This window comes from Kribbella sp. NPDC023972 (genome assembly GCF_040639075.1).
Lineage (GTDB): Bacteria > Actinomycetota > Actinomycetes > Propionibacteriales > Kribbellaceae > Kribbella.
The window spans coordinates 76,936-92,257 of sequence record NZ_JBEZZH010000013.1 but is presented as its reverse complement, the minus strand read 5'-3'; the positions used below and the strand labels follow the sequence as shown (position 1 = coordinate 92,257).

At 69.5% G+C, this 15,322-nt stretch carries 18 protein-coding genes; 3 read left to right on the top strand and 15 right to left on the bottom strand.

Translation table 11 applies throughout. The annotated features are described in order from the left end of the window. Window positions 1-8: 8 nt before the first annotated feature. From AB0F43_RS34780 to AB0F43_RS34735, 10 genes are all read right to left on the bottom strand, one after another. Entirely contained in the window at window positions 9-1,049 is a 1,041-nt protein-coding gene (locus AB0F43_RS34780; protein WP_360486930.1) for a PP2C family serine/threonine-protein phosphatase, read from the bottom strand. Next, window positions 1,046-3,430 (bottom strand): tetratricopeptide repeat protein, encoded by a 2,385-nt coding sequence (locus tag AB0F43_RS34775; RefSeq protein WP_360486927.1) that lies wholly within the window; start codon window positions 3,428-3,430, stop codon window positions 1,046-1,048. The genes AB0F43_RS34780 and AB0F43_RS34775 overlap by 4 nt, the downstream gene beginning before the upstream one ends. Continuing rightward, window positions 3,427-4,503, bottom strand: coding sequence for a hypothetical protein (locus AB0F43_RS34770; protein ID WP_360486924.1), 1,077 nt, complete (start codon window positions 4,501-4,503; stop codon window positions 3,427-3,429). Before AB0F43_RS34770 ends, AB0F43_RS34775 begins: the two co-directional genes overlap by 4 nt. Before the next feature lie 44 nt (window positions 4,504-4,547). Beyond that, window positions 4,548-5,537 (bottom strand): glutamate ABC transporter substrate-binding protein, encoded by a 990-nt coding sequence (locus tag AB0F43_RS34765; protein ID WP_360486921.1) that lies wholly within the window; start codon window positions 5,535-5,537, stop codon window positions 4,548-4,550. Further along, window positions 5,534-6,856, bottom strand: a complete 1,323-nt coding sequence (locus tag AB0F43_RS34760; RefSeq protein ID WP_360486918.1) for a hypothetical protein — start codon at window positions 6,854-6,856, stop codon at window positions 5,534-5,536. The genes AB0F43_RS34765 and AB0F43_RS34760 overlap by 4 nt, the downstream gene beginning before the upstream one ends. Further along, the gene (locus AB0F43_RS34755; RefSeq protein ID WP_360486916.1) at window positions 6,853-8,337 is read right to left on the bottom strand and encodes an AAA family ATPase; all 1,485 of its coding nucleotides are present in this window, start codon (window positions 8,335-8,337) and stop codon (window positions 6,853-6,855) included. Before AB0F43_RS34755 ends, AB0F43_RS34760 begins: the two co-directional genes overlap by 4 nt. Then, window positions 8,334-8,915 (bottom strand): hypothetical protein, encoded by a 582-nt coding sequence (locus AB0F43_RS34750; RefSeq protein WP_360486913.1) that lies wholly within the window; start codon window positions 8,913-8,915, stop codon window positions 8,334-8,336. The genes AB0F43_RS34755 and AB0F43_RS34750 overlap by 4 nt, the downstream gene beginning before the upstream one ends. A gap of 30 nt (window positions 8,916-8,945) precedes the next feature. After that, a complete protein-coding gene (locus AB0F43_RS34745; RefSeq protein WP_360486910.1) occupies window positions 8,946-10,232 on the bottom strand; it encodes a toxic anion resistance protein in 1,287 nt (428 codons plus the stop codon). Window positions 10,233-10,342: 110 nt separating this feature from the next. Beyond that, window positions 10,343-10,798, bottom strand: a complete 456-nt coding sequence (locus AB0F43_RS34740; protein WP_360486907.1) for a dihydrofolate reductase — start codon at window positions 10,796-10,798, stop codon at window positions 10,343-10,345. A gap of 76 nt (window positions 10,799-10,874) precedes the next feature. Continuing rightward, window positions 10,875-11,666, bottom strand: coding sequence for a thymidylate synthase (locus tag AB0F43_RS34735; RefSeq protein WP_360486904.1), 792 nt, complete (start codon window positions 11,664-11,666; stop codon window positions 10,875-10,877). A 143-nt stretch (window positions 11,667-11,809) separates the two neighbouring features. Here AB0F43_RS34735 and AB0F43_RS34730 point away from each other — a divergent pair, with 143 nt between their 5' ends. After that, complete coding sequence (locus AB0F43_RS34730) at window positions 11,810-12,460, top strand: peptidyl-tRNA hydrolase (protein ID WP_360486901.1); 651 nt, start codon at window positions 11,810-11,812, stop codon at window positions 12,458-12,460. Here AB0F43_RS34730 and AB0F43_RS34725 read toward each other — a convergent pair. Genes AB0F43_RS34725 through AB0F43_RS34705 form a run of 5 tightly spaced genes read right to left on the bottom strand, consistent with a single transcriptional unit; the run spans window position 12,439 to window position 14,474 of the window. Beyond that, window positions 12,439-12,639 carry a dihydrofolate reductase family protein gene (locus tag AB0F43_RS34725; protein ID WP_360486898.1) on the bottom strand — a complete coding sequence of 67 codons (201 nt, stop codon included), beginning with the start codon at window positions 12,637-12,639 and terminating at the stop codon, window positions 12,439-12,441. The two genes, AB0F43_RS34730 and AB0F43_RS34725, sit on opposite strands and share 22 nt — an antisense overlap. Next, window positions 12,636-13,028, bottom strand: a complete 393-nt coding sequence (locus AB0F43_RS34720) for a hypothetical protein (RefSeq protein ID WP_360486895.1) — start codon at window positions 13,026-13,028, stop codon at window positions 12,636-12,638. The genes AB0F43_RS34725 and AB0F43_RS34720 overlap by 4 nt, the downstream gene beginning before the upstream one ends. After that, window positions 13,013-13,639 (bottom strand): dihydrofolate reductase family protein, encoded by a 627-nt coding sequence (locus AB0F43_RS34715; RefSeq protein ID WP_360486892.1) that lies wholly within the window; start codon window positions 13,637-13,639, stop codon window positions 13,013-13,015. Before AB0F43_RS34715 ends, AB0F43_RS34720 begins: the two co-directional genes overlap by 16 nt. A gap of 3 nt (window positions 13,640-13,642) precedes the next feature. Beyond that, window positions 13,643-14,113, bottom strand: coding sequence for an SRPBCC domain-containing protein (locus AB0F43_RS34710; protein ID WP_360486889.1), 471 nt, complete (start codon window positions 14,111-14,113; stop codon window positions 13,643-13,645). 22 nt (window positions 14,114-14,135) lie between these two features. Beyond that, entirely contained in the window at window positions 14,136-14,474 is a 339-nt protein-coding gene (locus AB0F43_RS34705; protein ID WP_360486885.1) for a metalloregulator ArsR/SmtB family transcription factor, read from the bottom strand. 123 nt (window positions 14,475-14,597) lie between these two features. Between AB0F43_RS34705 and AB0F43_RS34700 the strand changes: the two genes are divergently transcribed. Next, on the top strand, window positions 14,598-14,822 hold the full coding sequence (locus tag AB0F43_RS34700; protein ID WP_360486882.1) for a hypothetical protein: 225 nt from the start codon (window positions 14,598-14,600) through the stop codon (window positions 14,820-14,822). Next, complete coding sequence (locus AB0F43_RS34695) at window positions 14,822-15,313, top strand: Clp protease N-terminal domain-containing protein (protein ID WP_360486879.1); 492 nt, start codon at window positions 14,822-14,824, stop codon at window positions 15,311-15,313. Before AB0F43_RS34700 ends, AB0F43_RS34695 begins: the two co-directional genes overlap by 1 nt. Window positions 15,314-15,322: the final 9 nt, after the last annotated feature.

The window sequence follows — 15,322 nt, the reverse complement described above, 5'->3', positions numbered from 1 at the left end:
TCCTTCGGTTAGAGCCGCGCCAGGGCGACGGTGATGTTGTCCTGGCCGCCCTGGGCGTTGGCCCAGTCGACCAGGGCGGACGCGGTGGCCAACGGCTCGCCATCGTGCGCCGCAGCGGTCTGACGTACGAGGTCGGCCAGCGGTGCCGCCTCGGAGCAGTAGTTCCACAGTCCGTCCGAGCAGACCAGGATCCACCCCGGCCCGGCCACCTGGACGGTCGTCGTCCGCGGCGTGTGGTCCGGCGCGTCCTTGCCCAGCCACCGGGTGATCGCGTGGGCGTGCGGACCGGACTCGGCCTCCGCGCGCGGAATGCCGGTCGAGATGAGCTCGGCGGCCCACGAGTCGTCCACGGTCAGTGCGACGGCCTCGGCGTTGTCCGGGAACCAGTACGCGCGACTGTCCCCGACCACACCGGCCACCAGCAGACCGTCCTCCAGGACCGTCGCAACGAACGTGCACGACGCCGGATTCGGGCTGTCCGGACTCGTGTTCTCCAGTACGGCGTCGTTGGCCGCATCGGCAGCCGCCTTGAGCCGGGCCGCGATCGCAGCGCTGCGCGACGACTCGGTGCCGATGCCCTGCGCGTGACCGGCCTCCAGTACGTCGCGAGCCGCGCGGGCGGCGGCCAGACTGGCGACGTCCGAGTCGAGTGACGAGCTGACACCGTCGCAGACGACCAGGAGAGCCCTGCTGGCCGGCTCCGCGTCTGCCGCGAGGGCCATGGCGTCCTCGTTGCGGCTGTGCCGGATGCCCCGGTCACACACGCCGGCCACCCAGGGCGCCGGCTGCTCGTCGAAGTGGTCGCGTGGCTTGGCCGCTTTGGTGCCGCACGTCTCGCAGTAGCCGTCGGCACCGACCACACCGCCACAGGACTGACACGGGCTCACGGGTCTGGTGTTGATCTCGACCGTCGGCTCGGTGTCCGTGTCCAGGGCCGGTGTGCTGGGCGCGGTGGGCTTGAGCTCGGCCCCACAGGCCTCACAGAAGCGGTCGGCCTCGGACACCGGGCCACCACAGCTGGGGCAGACCGTCTGGGTCGTACTCGTCATCGCAACGTCCATCCTCGAACTTCGTTGGCCAGGTCCACCAGGGCGATCCGTTCCTGCCGGCTCTGCGCATGATCCGCCAGCTGACGGTAGGTGGCCTCGAGCCCGTCCCGCAGGGCCGGCTCGGTCGCCTCCCGTCCGTCGATCCGCAGTCCTTCCTGCGGACCGGACTGCTGGACCTCCGCCAGCGCGGTCCGGAACACGTCCGCGGCCAGCTCGGCCCGGTCGACCGGGTCGATGGTCAGCGACTCGATACTGCCCATCGCATCGGCCAGCGCGGGAAGGCCACGACCCGATCCTGCCAGCAGACCGGCTCGTTGGCGACGAGCCCGAACGTACGCCCCGCTTGTCCGTGGCACCAGGTCGAGCGCCGCGATGGCGCCGTCCAGGTCGTTGCGGAGGGTGCGGATGGCAGCCAGCCCGAAGGCCGACGGTGCGATGTAGTTGGCATCAGTACGGGCGCAGGTGAGGTAGAGGCCCTCGGCAACGTCGTACTCACCACTGAGCTCACAGGCGATTGCCAGTGCGAGCTTCGGCGCGAGTTCACCCGGCACCTGGCCGTAGACGGCGTTGAAGGCCGACTGGGCCCCGGGCGAGTCGCCACGGGCCAGTGCGACCAGTCCGGCCATCCACACCGCGCGCCACTCCCACGGGTCCGCGGCGAGCAGGTCGGAGACCGCCGTGTCGACCATGTCGTAGCGGTACTCGCCCACCTCGAGGGCGGCCTCGGCGATCTCCAACAGGATCTGCGGAGACGACTCCGGAGCGTCCACGAGCAGCTCGAGCCGCTTGGACGCGTCCGGCACGCTCACGGTCTTCAGCCAACCGGCCATCTTGTCGCTGTCGTCCTGCATCAGCGATGGCAGTTGCTGCCAGGGAGCGGCCTTGTCGCCCAGGCCGGCGGTCTTGTCACCTGGTGTGCCGAACAGCAGCGACGACGCGGAGTGCTGCGCCGCCTTGGTGCCCTGCTTGTCGGCCACGACCTCCCGCAGTACTCCGAGCAGCTGCACCCGGAACTCGTCGGCGGTCTGGAACCGGTCCGCCGGGTCCTTCGCACACGCCTTGAGGAGCAGCCGGTAGACCGAGTCGTACTTCTGGAACAGCGGTACGTCGCTCACCGGCGGCAGCGACGCCACGAACCGCGACTGGTAGCCGCGGAACTCCATCGCCAGCACACACAGCGTCCGGCCGAGCGTGTAGATGTCGGAGGCGATGGACGGGCCGACCTCGGCTACCTCGGGGGCCTGGAAGCCGACCGTGCCGTAGATCGCCGAGTCCAAGTCGTCGATCCGCCGGACACCGCCGAGGTCGATCAGCTTGACCGCATCACCGACCTGGATGATGTTGTCCGGCTTGAAGTCGCAGTACAGCAGCCCCAGGTCGTGCAGGTAGGAGAAGGCCGGCAGGATCTCCAGGATGTACGCGATCGCCTGGTCGATCGGCAACGCGTCGTACTGGCCGTTGTTGGCGGCCATCCGCTGCTTGAGCAACGTCTTCAGCGAGGTGCCGCCGACGTACTCCATCACGATGTAGCCGGCGCCCTCGTGGGTGACGAAGTTGTAGATCTCCACGATCAGCGGGTGCTCGACCCGGGCCAGGAACTGCTGCTCCGCGATCGCCGCCGCGACCGCGTCCGGGTCCTCGGAGTTGAGCAGGCCCTTCAGCACCACCCAGCGGTCGGAGACGTTCTTGTCCCGGGCCAGGTAGATCCAGCCGAAACCACCGTGCGCCAGGCAGCCGGCCACCTCGTACTGGCCGCCGACCAGGTCACCCGGGTGCAGCTTGGGCGAGAACGAGAACTTGCTCCGGCACTTGGGGCAGAACCCCTCGGTGCGGCCCGGCTGGTCGCCACGGGCCCGGCCGACCGCGTTGCCGCAGTTGGGACAGTTCCGGCGGTCCTCGGGGACCATCGGGTTGGCCAGGATCGCTTTGCTGGCGTCGATCGCCGGGATCGTCGGTATGTGGGTCAGGCCGGCGCCGAGGCGTGCACCGCGCAACCGGGTGGACGACGTACCGAGCCGGCGGGTCAGCTTGGAACCGGCCGCGCCGGCCCGGGCGGAGCCGAGTGGTGTCGAGGCGAGCCGGTTGGACGCGCGGGACACCGTCGACGGGGTGTTGATCGGGTCCGGGTCCAGGTCCGTGGTCACCGGCGGAGCGCCAGTGACGGCGGATGGGGTCGTGGAGCCATCGGGCGCGGGCGAGCCGCAGACGTCGCAGTACCCGTCGGCGAAGGTGCCGGTGCAGCCGGGCTGCGTGCAGGCGCCGGTCGCCGGGGCCGGGCTCGCCGTACCGGACGACGCCGCGGGCGAGCCGCAGACGTCGCAGTACCCGTCCATGATGGTGCCCGTGCAGCCAGGCTGCGTACAGGCGGTGGTCGTCGTCATCTGGTCCCTCCCGTGCTCTCCAGGTAGGCCTGGTACGCCGTGACGAGTGCGCCGAGCCGGGCCAGGTCCACTGGCTCGGACTTGATCACCGCACGGCCACGCCGGTACAACTCGGCAAGATCCTCGTTGCCTGGGGCAACACTTGCTGCCTTCACCTGATACGCGTCCAGCCGGGCGGCAAGCTCGTCGCGCCGATCCAGCGCCGAGCCGTACGCCGACTGCGCCTGACTCAGCGCGCGACGTACGGCGTCCAACCGGGTCAGGTACTTCGCCAGCTCGGCCGGGGTGTTCGGCACCGGCCCGATCGCGGTCACATCCGGTACGGCGAGACGCGGGGCCGGTGTGACCGCGGCGACGGCCCGGTCGGCGATCGCCCGCACCGCGATACCTTGTGCTTCCAGTTCGCTGCGCAACGTCCGGGCCCGTGCGACGTCGGCGGCACGTTCCTTGCGGGTCGCGGCGCCGACGATGAGGTCCCGTTCGGTCTTGGCCGCGTCGATCTCCAGCGGACCGATCAGCCCGCCGATGTCCGCGCCACGTTTGTTGCGCTCGGCAAGATCCGTGACCCGGCGATCGAGATCGTGGTGCGTGGCGATCGCCGCGTTGCGGGTGTTCGCCGGCTCCTGCTTGACCAGGTCGTTGATCCGCTCGACCTCTGCCCGGAGCTGTCGCAGCCGCGCGGCCAGGTCGGCGTCACCCGGCTCCAGCGCGAGCTTGGCCCGCAGGCTGGACGCCAGCGCGTCCGACAACTTGCATGCCTCCGGCAACGAAACCGCGAGCGAACCACCCGCGCCTCCGGTGTCCAGACCGCCCCAGATCAAGGTGGAGATCCGCTCGGTCTCGGCCGGCCCGACCCGCCCGGAGTCCCAGGTGACCAGGATCAGCTCATAGCGGTCCGAGACCGCCTTCCAGACCGCCATACTCAGTACGACGTCCGCACTCAGCGCGTCGGCGTCCGGCGACTGCAGCGCAGCCTGATCCAACTCCTCCAGCTCAGCCTTCCGCCGATCCCGCCACGTCCCCAGCGCATCGAGGAACGACAGCAGTTCCGTAGCCGGAATGCTGCTCCCCATCCTCCCCGGTGGCGAGGGGGCCGACACCGTCGGCGTACGAACTGTCATTGCGCCGGGATCCGGCCGTAGACCGATGGCGGCGGAGCCTTCAGCTCCCCGAGGGCGGGCTTGAGCCACTTGTTGTACGAGATCATCCATGCGCCGCTGGTCTTCATCTGGTCGAGCACCTGGTTCACGAACCGCACGAACTCCGAGCGCTTCAGCGACATGCCCAGGCCGTACGGCTCGTTGCTGATTCTGTCGTCGAGAACCTTGGCGTACGGGTCCTGCGCGACGTCGCCGGCGAGCACCGTGTCGTCGCCGGTGATGCCGTACGCCTTGCCCGACTGGAACAGCGCCAGACAGCCGGTGTCGGTGTCGGCGGTGATCGGCACCGCCTGCGGGTTCTCCTTCTTCAGGTTGTCCAGGCTGGTCGAACCGGCCGGGGCGCAGATCGTCTTGCCGTCCAGGTCTTTCAGGCTCTTCGCCGTCGAGTCGATCGGCACCAGCGTCTTCTGGCCCGAGCGGTAGTACTCGGCGGAGAAGGCGATCTGCGCCCAGCGGGAGCAGTTGATCGTCATGTTCCGCGCGACGATGTCGACCTGCTCCTTCTGCAGCACCGGGATCCGCTGCGGGCTGGAGATGACCCGCAGCTCGACCTTGTGCGGCTGACCCGGCGCCGGCTTTCCGAAGATCGCGTCCGCGACCGCGTAGATCATGTCGATGTCGAAGCCCTGGATCTGCCCGGTGACCGGGTCCCGCGCGCCGAGGTTCAGGCTGTCCGCGGACACTCCCGCGATCAGCCGGCCGCGCTGCTGGATCTTGGCCATGTAGGTGCCGGTCGGCATCGCGCCGGGTGCCGGCATGGTCCCCTCGGGGGCGTACGACGCCAGCGCATTCCCGCAGTCCGGCTGAGTGGCAGGTGGTGCCGCCGGTGCTTCGCTCGGCTGGACCTTCGGCGGGATCTCGGTCGCAGCGTACTCACCGGAGCCGCAGGCGGTGGCGGCGAGCAGGATCGCGAGCGAGGCGGCGATCGGGGCGAGCAGCTTCTTCATCGGTACTCCTCCAGTCGCTGCGAGATGCCCCAGGCCACCAGCAGCGCGGCCGCAATCCCGATCGGCAGGCCGAGCCACCCGATCGGCGGCAGGCCGTCGCGGGCGGCGATCAGTTCGGTGCTGACGTCGCCGCTGGTCGTCTTCAACCGGCTGCTCGAGCTGTTGTCGAACTCATGGAACGCGAGCACGGAGTTCGCGTCGGGCGTCTTGCCGACGGCCAGCGCGACGGCCGCATCCCAGTTGCCCTTCGTGTCCTCGCTCCGGACCGACTTGTGGACTTCGTCGTAGTCGTTCCACTGCGATCGCAAGCCCGCGTCGTTGAGTTCGCTCAACTGCTTCGCGACAACCGCGGCCGACGTGTTGTAGGCCTTGTCGTAGGCGTCGCCGGAGCCGCGGGCGATGAGGGTGAGGCTTTCGTTGGAGCGGGCGTCGTACGCGGCGATTCTTGCCCTCGACAACGCCAGGGTCTGGTCGTAGGCGTTCCCACGGGTGTCGGCGGCCTTGCCCGAGGCGCTGGACAGCGCGGCGCCGCCGACGATTGTGGTGAGGAGGACGAGGAGGGCGCCGGCGGCGATGGGGACGTTGATGTAGCGGTGGGTGCGGCGGGCCAGCCAGCGCAGGGTGATGGCGAAGACGACGAGCGTCAGCAGGCCGCCGACGAGGACCCAGATGGTTCCCTGGCCGATCCCGTCGAACTCGGTGTCGACGCGCTCCTCGTTCGCCTGGACCAAGGCCTTCACCAGCGGGAGCGAGTCGGTCTGCAGTACGGCGTTCGCGTCCTTGAGGTACTGCGATCCGATCGGCAGGCCCTGGCGGTTGTTGGCCCGGGCCTGCTCGATCAGGCCGTCGTACGTGATCAGGGTCTGGTTGAGCGCGCCGAGCGCGTCCTTGTCGGCGGGCTGGGCGGTCGCGGCCTCGGCGATCAGGCGGGCCGCCTCGGCCATCGAGTCGACGAAGTGCTGGCGCTGCTCGGGCGGCTCGAGACCGCCGACCAGGAAGGCGTTGGTGGCGTCGGCGTTCGCGCTGACCAGGTTGGTGTGGATCGCCTGGATCCGGACCAGCTGGGCGGCGTTGGCCTCGGCGCGGGTGAGCGCGCCGTCGGACTGCCGGAAGCCCTGTGCGGCGGCCAGGCCGAACACGACGCTCATCGCCGCGGCCAGGATCAGGAACGCGCGCATCCGGCCCGGGGTGCCCTCGAACCAGACCGCGATCGGGCCGCGTCTCGCCGCCGGCGCTCCTGGTTGCTGGACCGCCGGCTGGGCGGACTGTTGGGCCGGCGGCGACCAGGTCGCGGGCGGCGCACTCTGCGTCTGGGTCACGCCTTGTCTCCTTGCTCAGGCAGGTCCTTCTGCACGCTTCCGTCTGCTGCCCCAGGCTCGGGCTCGACCTCAGGCTCGGGCTCGACCTCAGCCTCGGGCTCGACCTCAGGCTCAGGCGCGGGCTCAACCTCCGCGGCGGGCCCAGGCTTGGTCTCGGGCTTGGTCTCGGGCTTCGTCTCGGGCTCGTCGGTGAGGTCTGCGGCGACGATCTGACGCAGCTGCTCCTTGGTGGGTGCCGTGACGTCGCGAAGTCGCCAGGCGTGCCGGCCGATCGCGGCCTCCAGCACGTTCCGGGCGAACCGGCCGTTGCCGAACGAGCGGTCCCGCGGCGTCGCGGCGAGGATCTCCCGGAACTTCGCCAGCGCCTCCGGGGTCAGCTCGTAGTCGGCGCCTTCAGCGAGCCCGGTGAGGATGTCGGTGAGCTCGTCGTCGCTGTAGTCGTCGAACCCGATCGTGGTCCGGAACCGGCTGGCCAGTCCCGGGTTCGCCGCGATGAACGCCGCCATCGGCTCGGGGTACCCGGCCACGATCACGACCAGGTCGTCGCGCCGGTCCTCCATCTCCTTGACCAGCGTGTCGACCGCCTCCCGGCCGTACTGGTCGGCGCCGAAGGTACCCGCGGTCAGGCTGTACGCCTCGTCGATGAACAGCACCCCGCCCGCCGCGGACGCGACCACGTCGGCGGTCTTCGTCGCGGTCTGGCCGAGATACCCCGCCACCAGCTCGGAACGGTCCACCTCGACCAGCTGGCCCTTGGACAGCAGCCCGAGTGCCTTGTAGATCCCGCTCACCAGCCGCGCCACGGTCGTCTTGCCGGTACCCGGGTTGCCAACGAACACCAGGTGCCGGGTGATCGTCGGACTCTTCAGCCCGGCCTCGGTCCGCAGCTTCTCCACCCGGAGTACGGCGACCTGCCGGTGAACCTCCCGCTTGACCTTGGCCAGCCCAGTCAGAGCGTCCAACTCAGCGAGCAGCTCTTCGACCGTCTTCGCCGGCTCAGCAGGCTCCTCCGGCTGCTCGGCAACGGCAGCTGCGGGCTTGGCTTCCGCGACAGGCGTCGTACCAACCTGCAACGGGCGAGCGCCGGCGGCCTGCAGCTGTGCCGCCGCGGCGACCGAAGCGTTGCCGACCACCCGCATCGTCGGCTCGCCGAGTGTGCAGGCCGCCGAAGCGACCTCAGCCAAGGCCTCCGCGTAGGCAGCCTTCTCCGGCGAGCCCTGTGCGACCAGCTCGGACAACACGGCAGTCGGCGCACCACGCCAGCGGCGACCGCGCACAGCCGCATCGAAGAAGTCCTGCGTCGTCGCACCAGGGGTGACCTTGCCCCAATCGGCAGGTGCGCCCGGAGCCGACTCCGCCAAGGCAGCGGCCAATGACAACGCTTCGGCTCGAGCCCTGTCGTCCGGGATGCCGGCACGAGTAGCTACCGCCAGCAGCTCCGACAGAGCTTGCTGGAGTGACTTGCCCCCCTCGCCGCTCATGCCCCTCCTCGTCCAGTCGGTGGTTGCAGTGGTCCCGCCGGTCCGGTGTCCGGTGGTGGTGTCGAGGCCGTCGGGCCGAGTGCCAGCCCGCCGCCGGTCGAGCCGGTACCGAACTTCTCCTGCAGGAATCGGCCGTGCGCGATCAGCGCCGCCGCGTCGGCCCGGTTCACCGCGTCGAACACCTTGTCCATCGTGGAGCCCAACAGGTCCAACTGATCGATCAGGATCATCAGCGACGTCTTGCCCTTGTCGACCGGCCGGGTGTCCGCCCACTGCCGCGGCAGCCGCAGATACCCACCGATCGCCTCCGGCAGGTAGTCCGTCGCGGTCGCCATCACCGAGTACGCCTGCGCGCTGCCGCCCAGGTTGCCGAGCCGCGGGATCGTCTCCCGCACGGTCCGGACCACCCGCGCCACCCGTGACGCGACCACAGCCGGTACGGCGCCGTCGGCAACCAACTGCTCGACGCGGGTGAGCGACGCGAGCAGGTCGTCGGTGGTCGGCGGACGGGGGACCGGGGCAGGCTCGGGCTCCGCCTTGCGGCCGGCCAGCCGCGCGAAGAAGTCACCGAGCGCCATGCAGTCCCCGTCCCCCAGCCACTCCGGGCGTCAGCGACCGAGGTCGAGGTCGAGGCTGCCGTGGATGACGCGCTGGTCCTGCTGCGCGACCCGGTCCAGGTACGCGCGGGACTTGGTCACCTCGGTCTCCAGCGTGCCGATGGTGGCCGCCATGTTGTCCAGCGCCTCCACTTTGAACGTGTCGATCGCGTCCATGGTCGCGTAGATGTTCGCGAACGCCGCCTGGAGCTGCGGCAGCCCGATCGTCGCCGACGCGGCCTGCTGCTGGATCGCGACCGAGTTGTCCCGCAGCATCTCCGAGGTCCGCTCGATCATCCCGCTGGTGGTCGTGTTCAGGGCGGTGATCTGGTCCAGCACCAGCTTCTGGTTGCCCAGGGCCTGCGCCACGATGACCGCCGTACGCAGGGCCGAGACCGTCGTCGTCGACGCCCGGTCGACACCCTTGATCAGCTCGATGTTGTTCTTGATCACGATGTCGATGGCCAGGTAGTTCTGGATCGACACGGCCAGCTGGGTGAGCAGGTCCTGGTGCTTCTGCCGGACGTAGAACAGCACGTCCTCGCGGAACGCCTTCGCCTTTTCCGGGTTGGTCGCCTCCAGTTCGGCGATGGCCGCGGACAACCGGGCGTCGAGCCGCTCGGCGACGTACACGTACTGGTTCAGCCGGGTCATCGCGTCCCACAGTTGCTGCTTCTCCAGGTTGAGGGCGGCGTTGTCCTTGCCGAGCTCGTCCTGGCCGTTGCGCAGCGCGTGCAGGATGCCCTCGAGGTGGCTCTGCGCGCTCTGGTACTTGCGGAAGTAGTCCTCGATCTTGTCCCCGAACGGGATCATCCCGAGCAGCTTCTTCGGGCCGGTGGCTTCCTTCGGGTCCAGGTCCTCGACCGTACGGCGGAGCTCCAGCAACGTGTTGCCGACCGTCGAACCCTCGGACAGGCCGCCATCCTGCAGCGCCCGGACCGGCGACTGCAGCAACCGGTTCGAGCTCTCCGCGGCGGCGCGGATGTCGACGTCGCCCATGCTCCGGACGTCACTGGCCTTGGCGGCGAACTCCGGCGAGCGCGGCTCGGCCGTCATCAGCGCGGACAGGAAGGTGTCCACCTTCGCGTCCAGCCCCGGCAGCGCGGCCGGGTCGACCGCCGGCGCCATCGTCGGCGCGGCCGTTGCGGCGACCGGCTGTGACGGTGGTGGCGCGGTCAGTATCAGCCCCGGCGCGGACGCGGTCGGCGGCTGCAGCGGTGACACCGCCGGCTGCGCGGCCGCGGCCGGCTGCGCGGCGGCGGCTCCAGGCGTCGCTGGTGTGTTGTCGGCCTCGGTCATCGTCGTTCCCCTCCGCTGCTTCCCCCGGCAGATGCGCTGTCACCTCCGTGACGCGCACACAATCTACGCGGTTCCGGGTCCCCCTGGCTTTCCCCGTTGCGTACTCGTTGTTAGCTACGCCGGTAGCTGACGAAGGTGAAGCCGTCGCGGGGGTGCCGCGCGGTTTCGGTCCAGGCTTGGGGGGTGAGGGTGGGGAAGGTGACGTCGCCAGCGGGGGAATGGGCTACTTCGGTGAGTTCGAGGCGGTCGGCGTACGGCAGGGCCTGGCGGTAGATCTCGCCACCGCCGGCCACGTAGAGGTGGCCGTCGTACTCGAGGGCTTCCTCGAGCGTGTGGACGGCCTCGACACCGTCTGCGGACCAGTCGGGTTGCCGGGTGACGACGACGGTACGGCGGCCGGGCAGCGGGCGGCCGATCGAGTCGTACGTCTTGCGGCCCATCACCAGCGTGTGGCCGAGGGTCAGTTGCTTGAAGCGCTGCAGGTCCTCACGGATCCGCCAGGGCAGGTCGTTGTCCCGCCCGATCACGCCATTGGCGCCGACCGCGGCGATCAGAATGATGCTCATCCACGTCCTCGCTTCGCTCCGGGCGCGGATGAGACACGAGGCGCACTGTGCTTGATGATGCCCTCGCTTCGCTCGGTCATACGGCGATGGGCGCCTTGATCCAAGGATGCGGGTCGTAGCCGAGCAGCTCGACGTCCGCGATCTCGTAGCCGTCGATGGCGTCGCGCGGGGCCAGCTTCAGCGTCGGCAGCGGCCGGGGCTCCCGGGTCAGTTGCAGCTTCACCTGCTCCAGGTGGTTGAGGTAGATGTGGGCGTCGCCGAGGGTGTGGACGAAGTCGCCGACCTCGAGCCCGGTCTGCTGGGCGATCATGTGAGTCAGCAGCGCGTACGACGCGATGTTGAACGGCACCCCGAGGAAGATGTCGGCGGACCGCTGGTACAGCTGGCAGGACAGCCGGCCCTCCGCGACGTAGAACTGGAACATCGTGTGGCAGGGCGGCAATGCCATGTTGTCGAGCTCCGCCACGTTCCACGCGTTCACGATGTGCCGGCGGGAGTCGGGGGTGTTCTTGATCGACTCGATCACGCCGGCGATCTGGTCCACGTGCCGCCCGTCCGGCGTCGGCCAGGACCGCCACTGGTAGCCGTACACCGGCCCGAGCTCACCGTCGGCGTCGGCCCACTCGTCCCAGATGCCGATGTTGTTCTCGTGCAGCCATTTCACGTTCGTCGAGCCGCTCAGGAACCAGATCAGCTCGCCGACCACCGAGCGAAGTTGGAGCTTCTTCGTCGTCACCGCCGGGAAACCCGCGCGCAGGTCGTAACGCGACTGGTATCCGAAGACACTCAGCGTGCCCGTCCCGGTCCGGTCGCCCTTCTGCACCCCGTGGTCCAGCACATGCCGAAGAAGATCCAGATACTGCCGCATGCCGGTCACGCTAACACCGCCCGCCGACAAGCCGGCGGACCGCCAGGCCATCACAAGTGCACTCCTTGCGCGCCGCCACGCTGGCGCGGGACGCAGGCCGGACATTGTGATGGCCTGGCGGTCCGCCCTGGCAGACTCACGCCGTGGATGAGTACGTGCTGACCCTGGTCGTGCGGGTGGAGAAGAACGCGCGGCCGGGGCAGACGGATGCGTTGGAGACGGCGGCGCGGGCGGTGCTCGCGATCCTGGCGGACGAGCGGTCGGCCGGCGAAGGGGAGTGGGCCGAGGCGATGCTGGCCTGGCAGGACGCCAGGATCCGGAAGGTGGTACGCCGGGCGCGCGGGGCCGAATGGCGACGCGCCGAGGCGTTGCCGGGGATCACGGTGCGGGGCTCGACCGCGGAGGTCCGGGTGTTCCCGCCGGTGCCGCTGGACGCCGTACCGAAGGATCTCGCCAAGCTGCAGGTGACCGGCACCGACTTCGAGGACCCGGAGGACGAACTGTCCACTCCGGAAGCACCTGTGTTGTGGATCAACCCCGGTCTGACGATGTCCAGCGGTAAGGCGATGGCCCAGTGCGGCCATGCCGCCCACCTCGCCTGGCTCGCACTCTCAGTGCAGGCTCGGAAGGAATGGGCGACTGCGGACTTCAGGCTGGCCGTCCGCACCGCCACCCCCACGCACTGGCAAACCCTCCTGACCACCGGCCTGCCCGTGGTCCAGGACGCCGGCTTCACCGAGGTGGCGCCAGGCTCCCGAACCGTCATCACGGATCACCCTTTGCTGACCCGGTAATGCAGGTGGGTGACCCGGTCGCCCTCGACCACCTTGGGGTTGTCCAGGAGGACCTGGCCGGCGGTGTAGTCGCCGAAGAACTTCACGCCGGTGCCGAAGATGACCGGTGCGATGTTGTAGGAGATCTCGTCGACCAGGCCGGCCGCGAGGGCCTGGCCGGTCAGGTTGCCGCCAGTCACCGTGACGTCGAGTCACCGGCGTGCTTCTTGGCCTGCGCGATCGCTTCCTCGATCCCGTCGACGAAGGTGAACGGCGCGTCCGGGAACGGCCAGTCGGCCGGCGGTTCGTGCGTGACCACGAAGACGTGGTCACCGACCGCGGGGACGCCGTTCCAGCCGTTGGTGATGTCGAACAGGCGCCGCCCGATCACGCAGGAGCGGACGTTCGGCCAGGTCGCGTTGATGTAGTCGGCACTCGCCTGGCTGACGTGGAACGGGCGGCCCGGGTCGCTGCCGTACACCTCGACCGGACCGTTGCCGTACCAGTCGAAGAGCGGTCCGACACCGTCCTCGGTGTCCGCGACGAAGCCGTCCAGCGACACCACGGCCGAGGCTATGACGTTGCCCATGACACCTTCTCCTTCTTGACTCGATAGGTGAGGTGCTGCGCGGCCGGCGTCGAGACCGTCCCGACCAGGTCCAGCGGGTAGGTCGGCGCCGCGCCGGCCGGGAACAACCGGGTCCCGTCGCCCAGTACGACGGGCGCCACGTGCAGCCGCAGTACGTCGGCCAGCCCGGCGGCGAGCACCTGGTGGCAGATCTGCCCGCCGCCCATCACGACGACCTCCTTGTCGCCGGCCGCCTCGCGGGCCTGGGCGACCGCGCTCTCGACGCCGTCGGTGACGAAGCGGAAGCGGTCGCCGAGCCGGGTCCGCTCCGGGGCCGAGTGGGTCACCACGAAGATCGGCGGATTCACCTCGCCGGTCGGCTTGGCGCCGTACCCCATCTCGTCGTTCCAGCCGTTCGGACCGTCGATGATGTCGAACAGGTTCCGGCCCTGGATGACCGCGCCGGTGGACTCGAAGGCCTCGTCCAGCACGTTACGGTCCTCGGCGGTGCCGTTGAAGACCCACTCGTGCAGGGCCTCGCCGCCGTCGCCGAGCCCATTGTCGAGGCCGACGTTGGGCCCGGTGACGTAGCCGTCCAGGGAGACCGAGATGTCGACGACGACCTGGGTCATCGGTCAGCCCTCCTTTGCGACCAGCTCGGCCAGCCGGTCCATCGAGTCGCGGATGCCGGTCTCCATGCCGTACTCGACGAACGCGTCGCGGGTCTCCACCGACGGGAACACCGAGCGCTGGTGCAGCCGGACGCCGGTCTCGGTCGGCTCGTACGTCGCCTTCTCCAGGCAGACCTCGCCGGGAGCGCCCTCCCACTCGAACGTCTGGATGATGAGCTTGTCCTTGTCGACGGTGTGGAAGACACCGCGGAACGGGTACTCACCCGCCTCGTCGAAGTGGATGTAGCGGTAGCTGCCGCCGGGCCGGACGTCGTACGTCTCCACGGTCATCCCGCCGTCGCGCGGGCCGAGCCACTGGGCGACCAGGTCGGGGTCGGTGCTGACCTTGAACAACTGCGCCGGGGTGGCGTCGAACTCGCGGATCACCTCGACGAACGGGGTGCCGGCGGGGGTGTTGATGATGGTGGCGTTCATTTCTCCTGCTCCTTCTCGGTCGTCACTGCTCTTGCTCCTGCACGGTCTTGAGGACGGCGTCCAGCCGGCGGAACCGGCGTTCGGTCTCCAGCCGGTACTCGTCGATCCAGCTCGTCAGCGCTTCGAGGACGGTCGGCTCCAGGTGGCACGGGCGGCGCTGGCCGTCCCGGGTCCGGGAGATCAGCCCGGCGGCCTCGAGCACCTGGATGTGCCGCGACACCGCCTGCTTGGTGATCGGGAACGGTTCGGCCAGCTCGTTGACGGTGGCCGGGCCGCGGGACAGCCGCGCGATCATCGCTCGCCGGACCGGGTCGCCGAGGGCGGCGAACGCCCGGTCGAGCTGGTCGTCGTCAACTGCCATCTTTATCAACCACTTCCTTGATCAACCGATATGTTGAATATACGGAGACGCTTCGGCTGGCGTCAAGAGCGGAGTTAAGCAACTTTGGTTGACGCTTTCGCTTTGTCAACCTAAGTTGCTTATATGACCGAGTTGGTGGATCCCGAGGACCCCGGGGCCGGGCTGGCCGCGGTGGTGGCGCTGCGCCGGCTGGCCGACCGGCTGGAGGACAGCCAGGTGGAGCAGGCGATGCGGGCCGGCTGGAGCTGGACCGACGTGGCCGAGGTGCTGGGGGTCACCCGGCAGGCCGTTCACAAGAAACACGCCAAGCGGCTGATCGCCGCGGGTGTCGCCCTGAGGAGGCGCTGATGTCGTCCGACGCGAAGGACGTTCGCACCATCCTGGTGCGTGGAGCGCGGGAGGTCGCTCGCCGGGACGGCTCCCGGACGATCGAGGCCGAGCACGTTCTGCTCGCTCTGGCCGCGATGGAAGGCAACCCGGCCGCGCGACTGCTGGCCGATGCCGGGTTGACCGAGAACGCGATCCGGGCGGCGCTGGATCGCGAGTGGGAGCAGAGCCTGGCGGTCGCGGGGATCGCGGTCCGGGTCGATTCGTTGCCGCAGGCATCACCGGATCACAGTCACGATCCGCATATCGGCGAATCGGTGCGACTGCTGCTCAAGCGGTCGCTGGACGTGCCCCCGAAGGTCGGCGGCACACGGATCGGTTCGGTCCGCATCCTGGCCGGCCTCCTTGACACCGACCACGGCCGGGTCGCCCGCGCCCTGCAGGCCGCCGGCGTCGACCGCGTTGCCCTCCGCACCCGCGCCACCGAAGCCCTCGCCCAAGGCGCTCGCTGATGCGCGCGC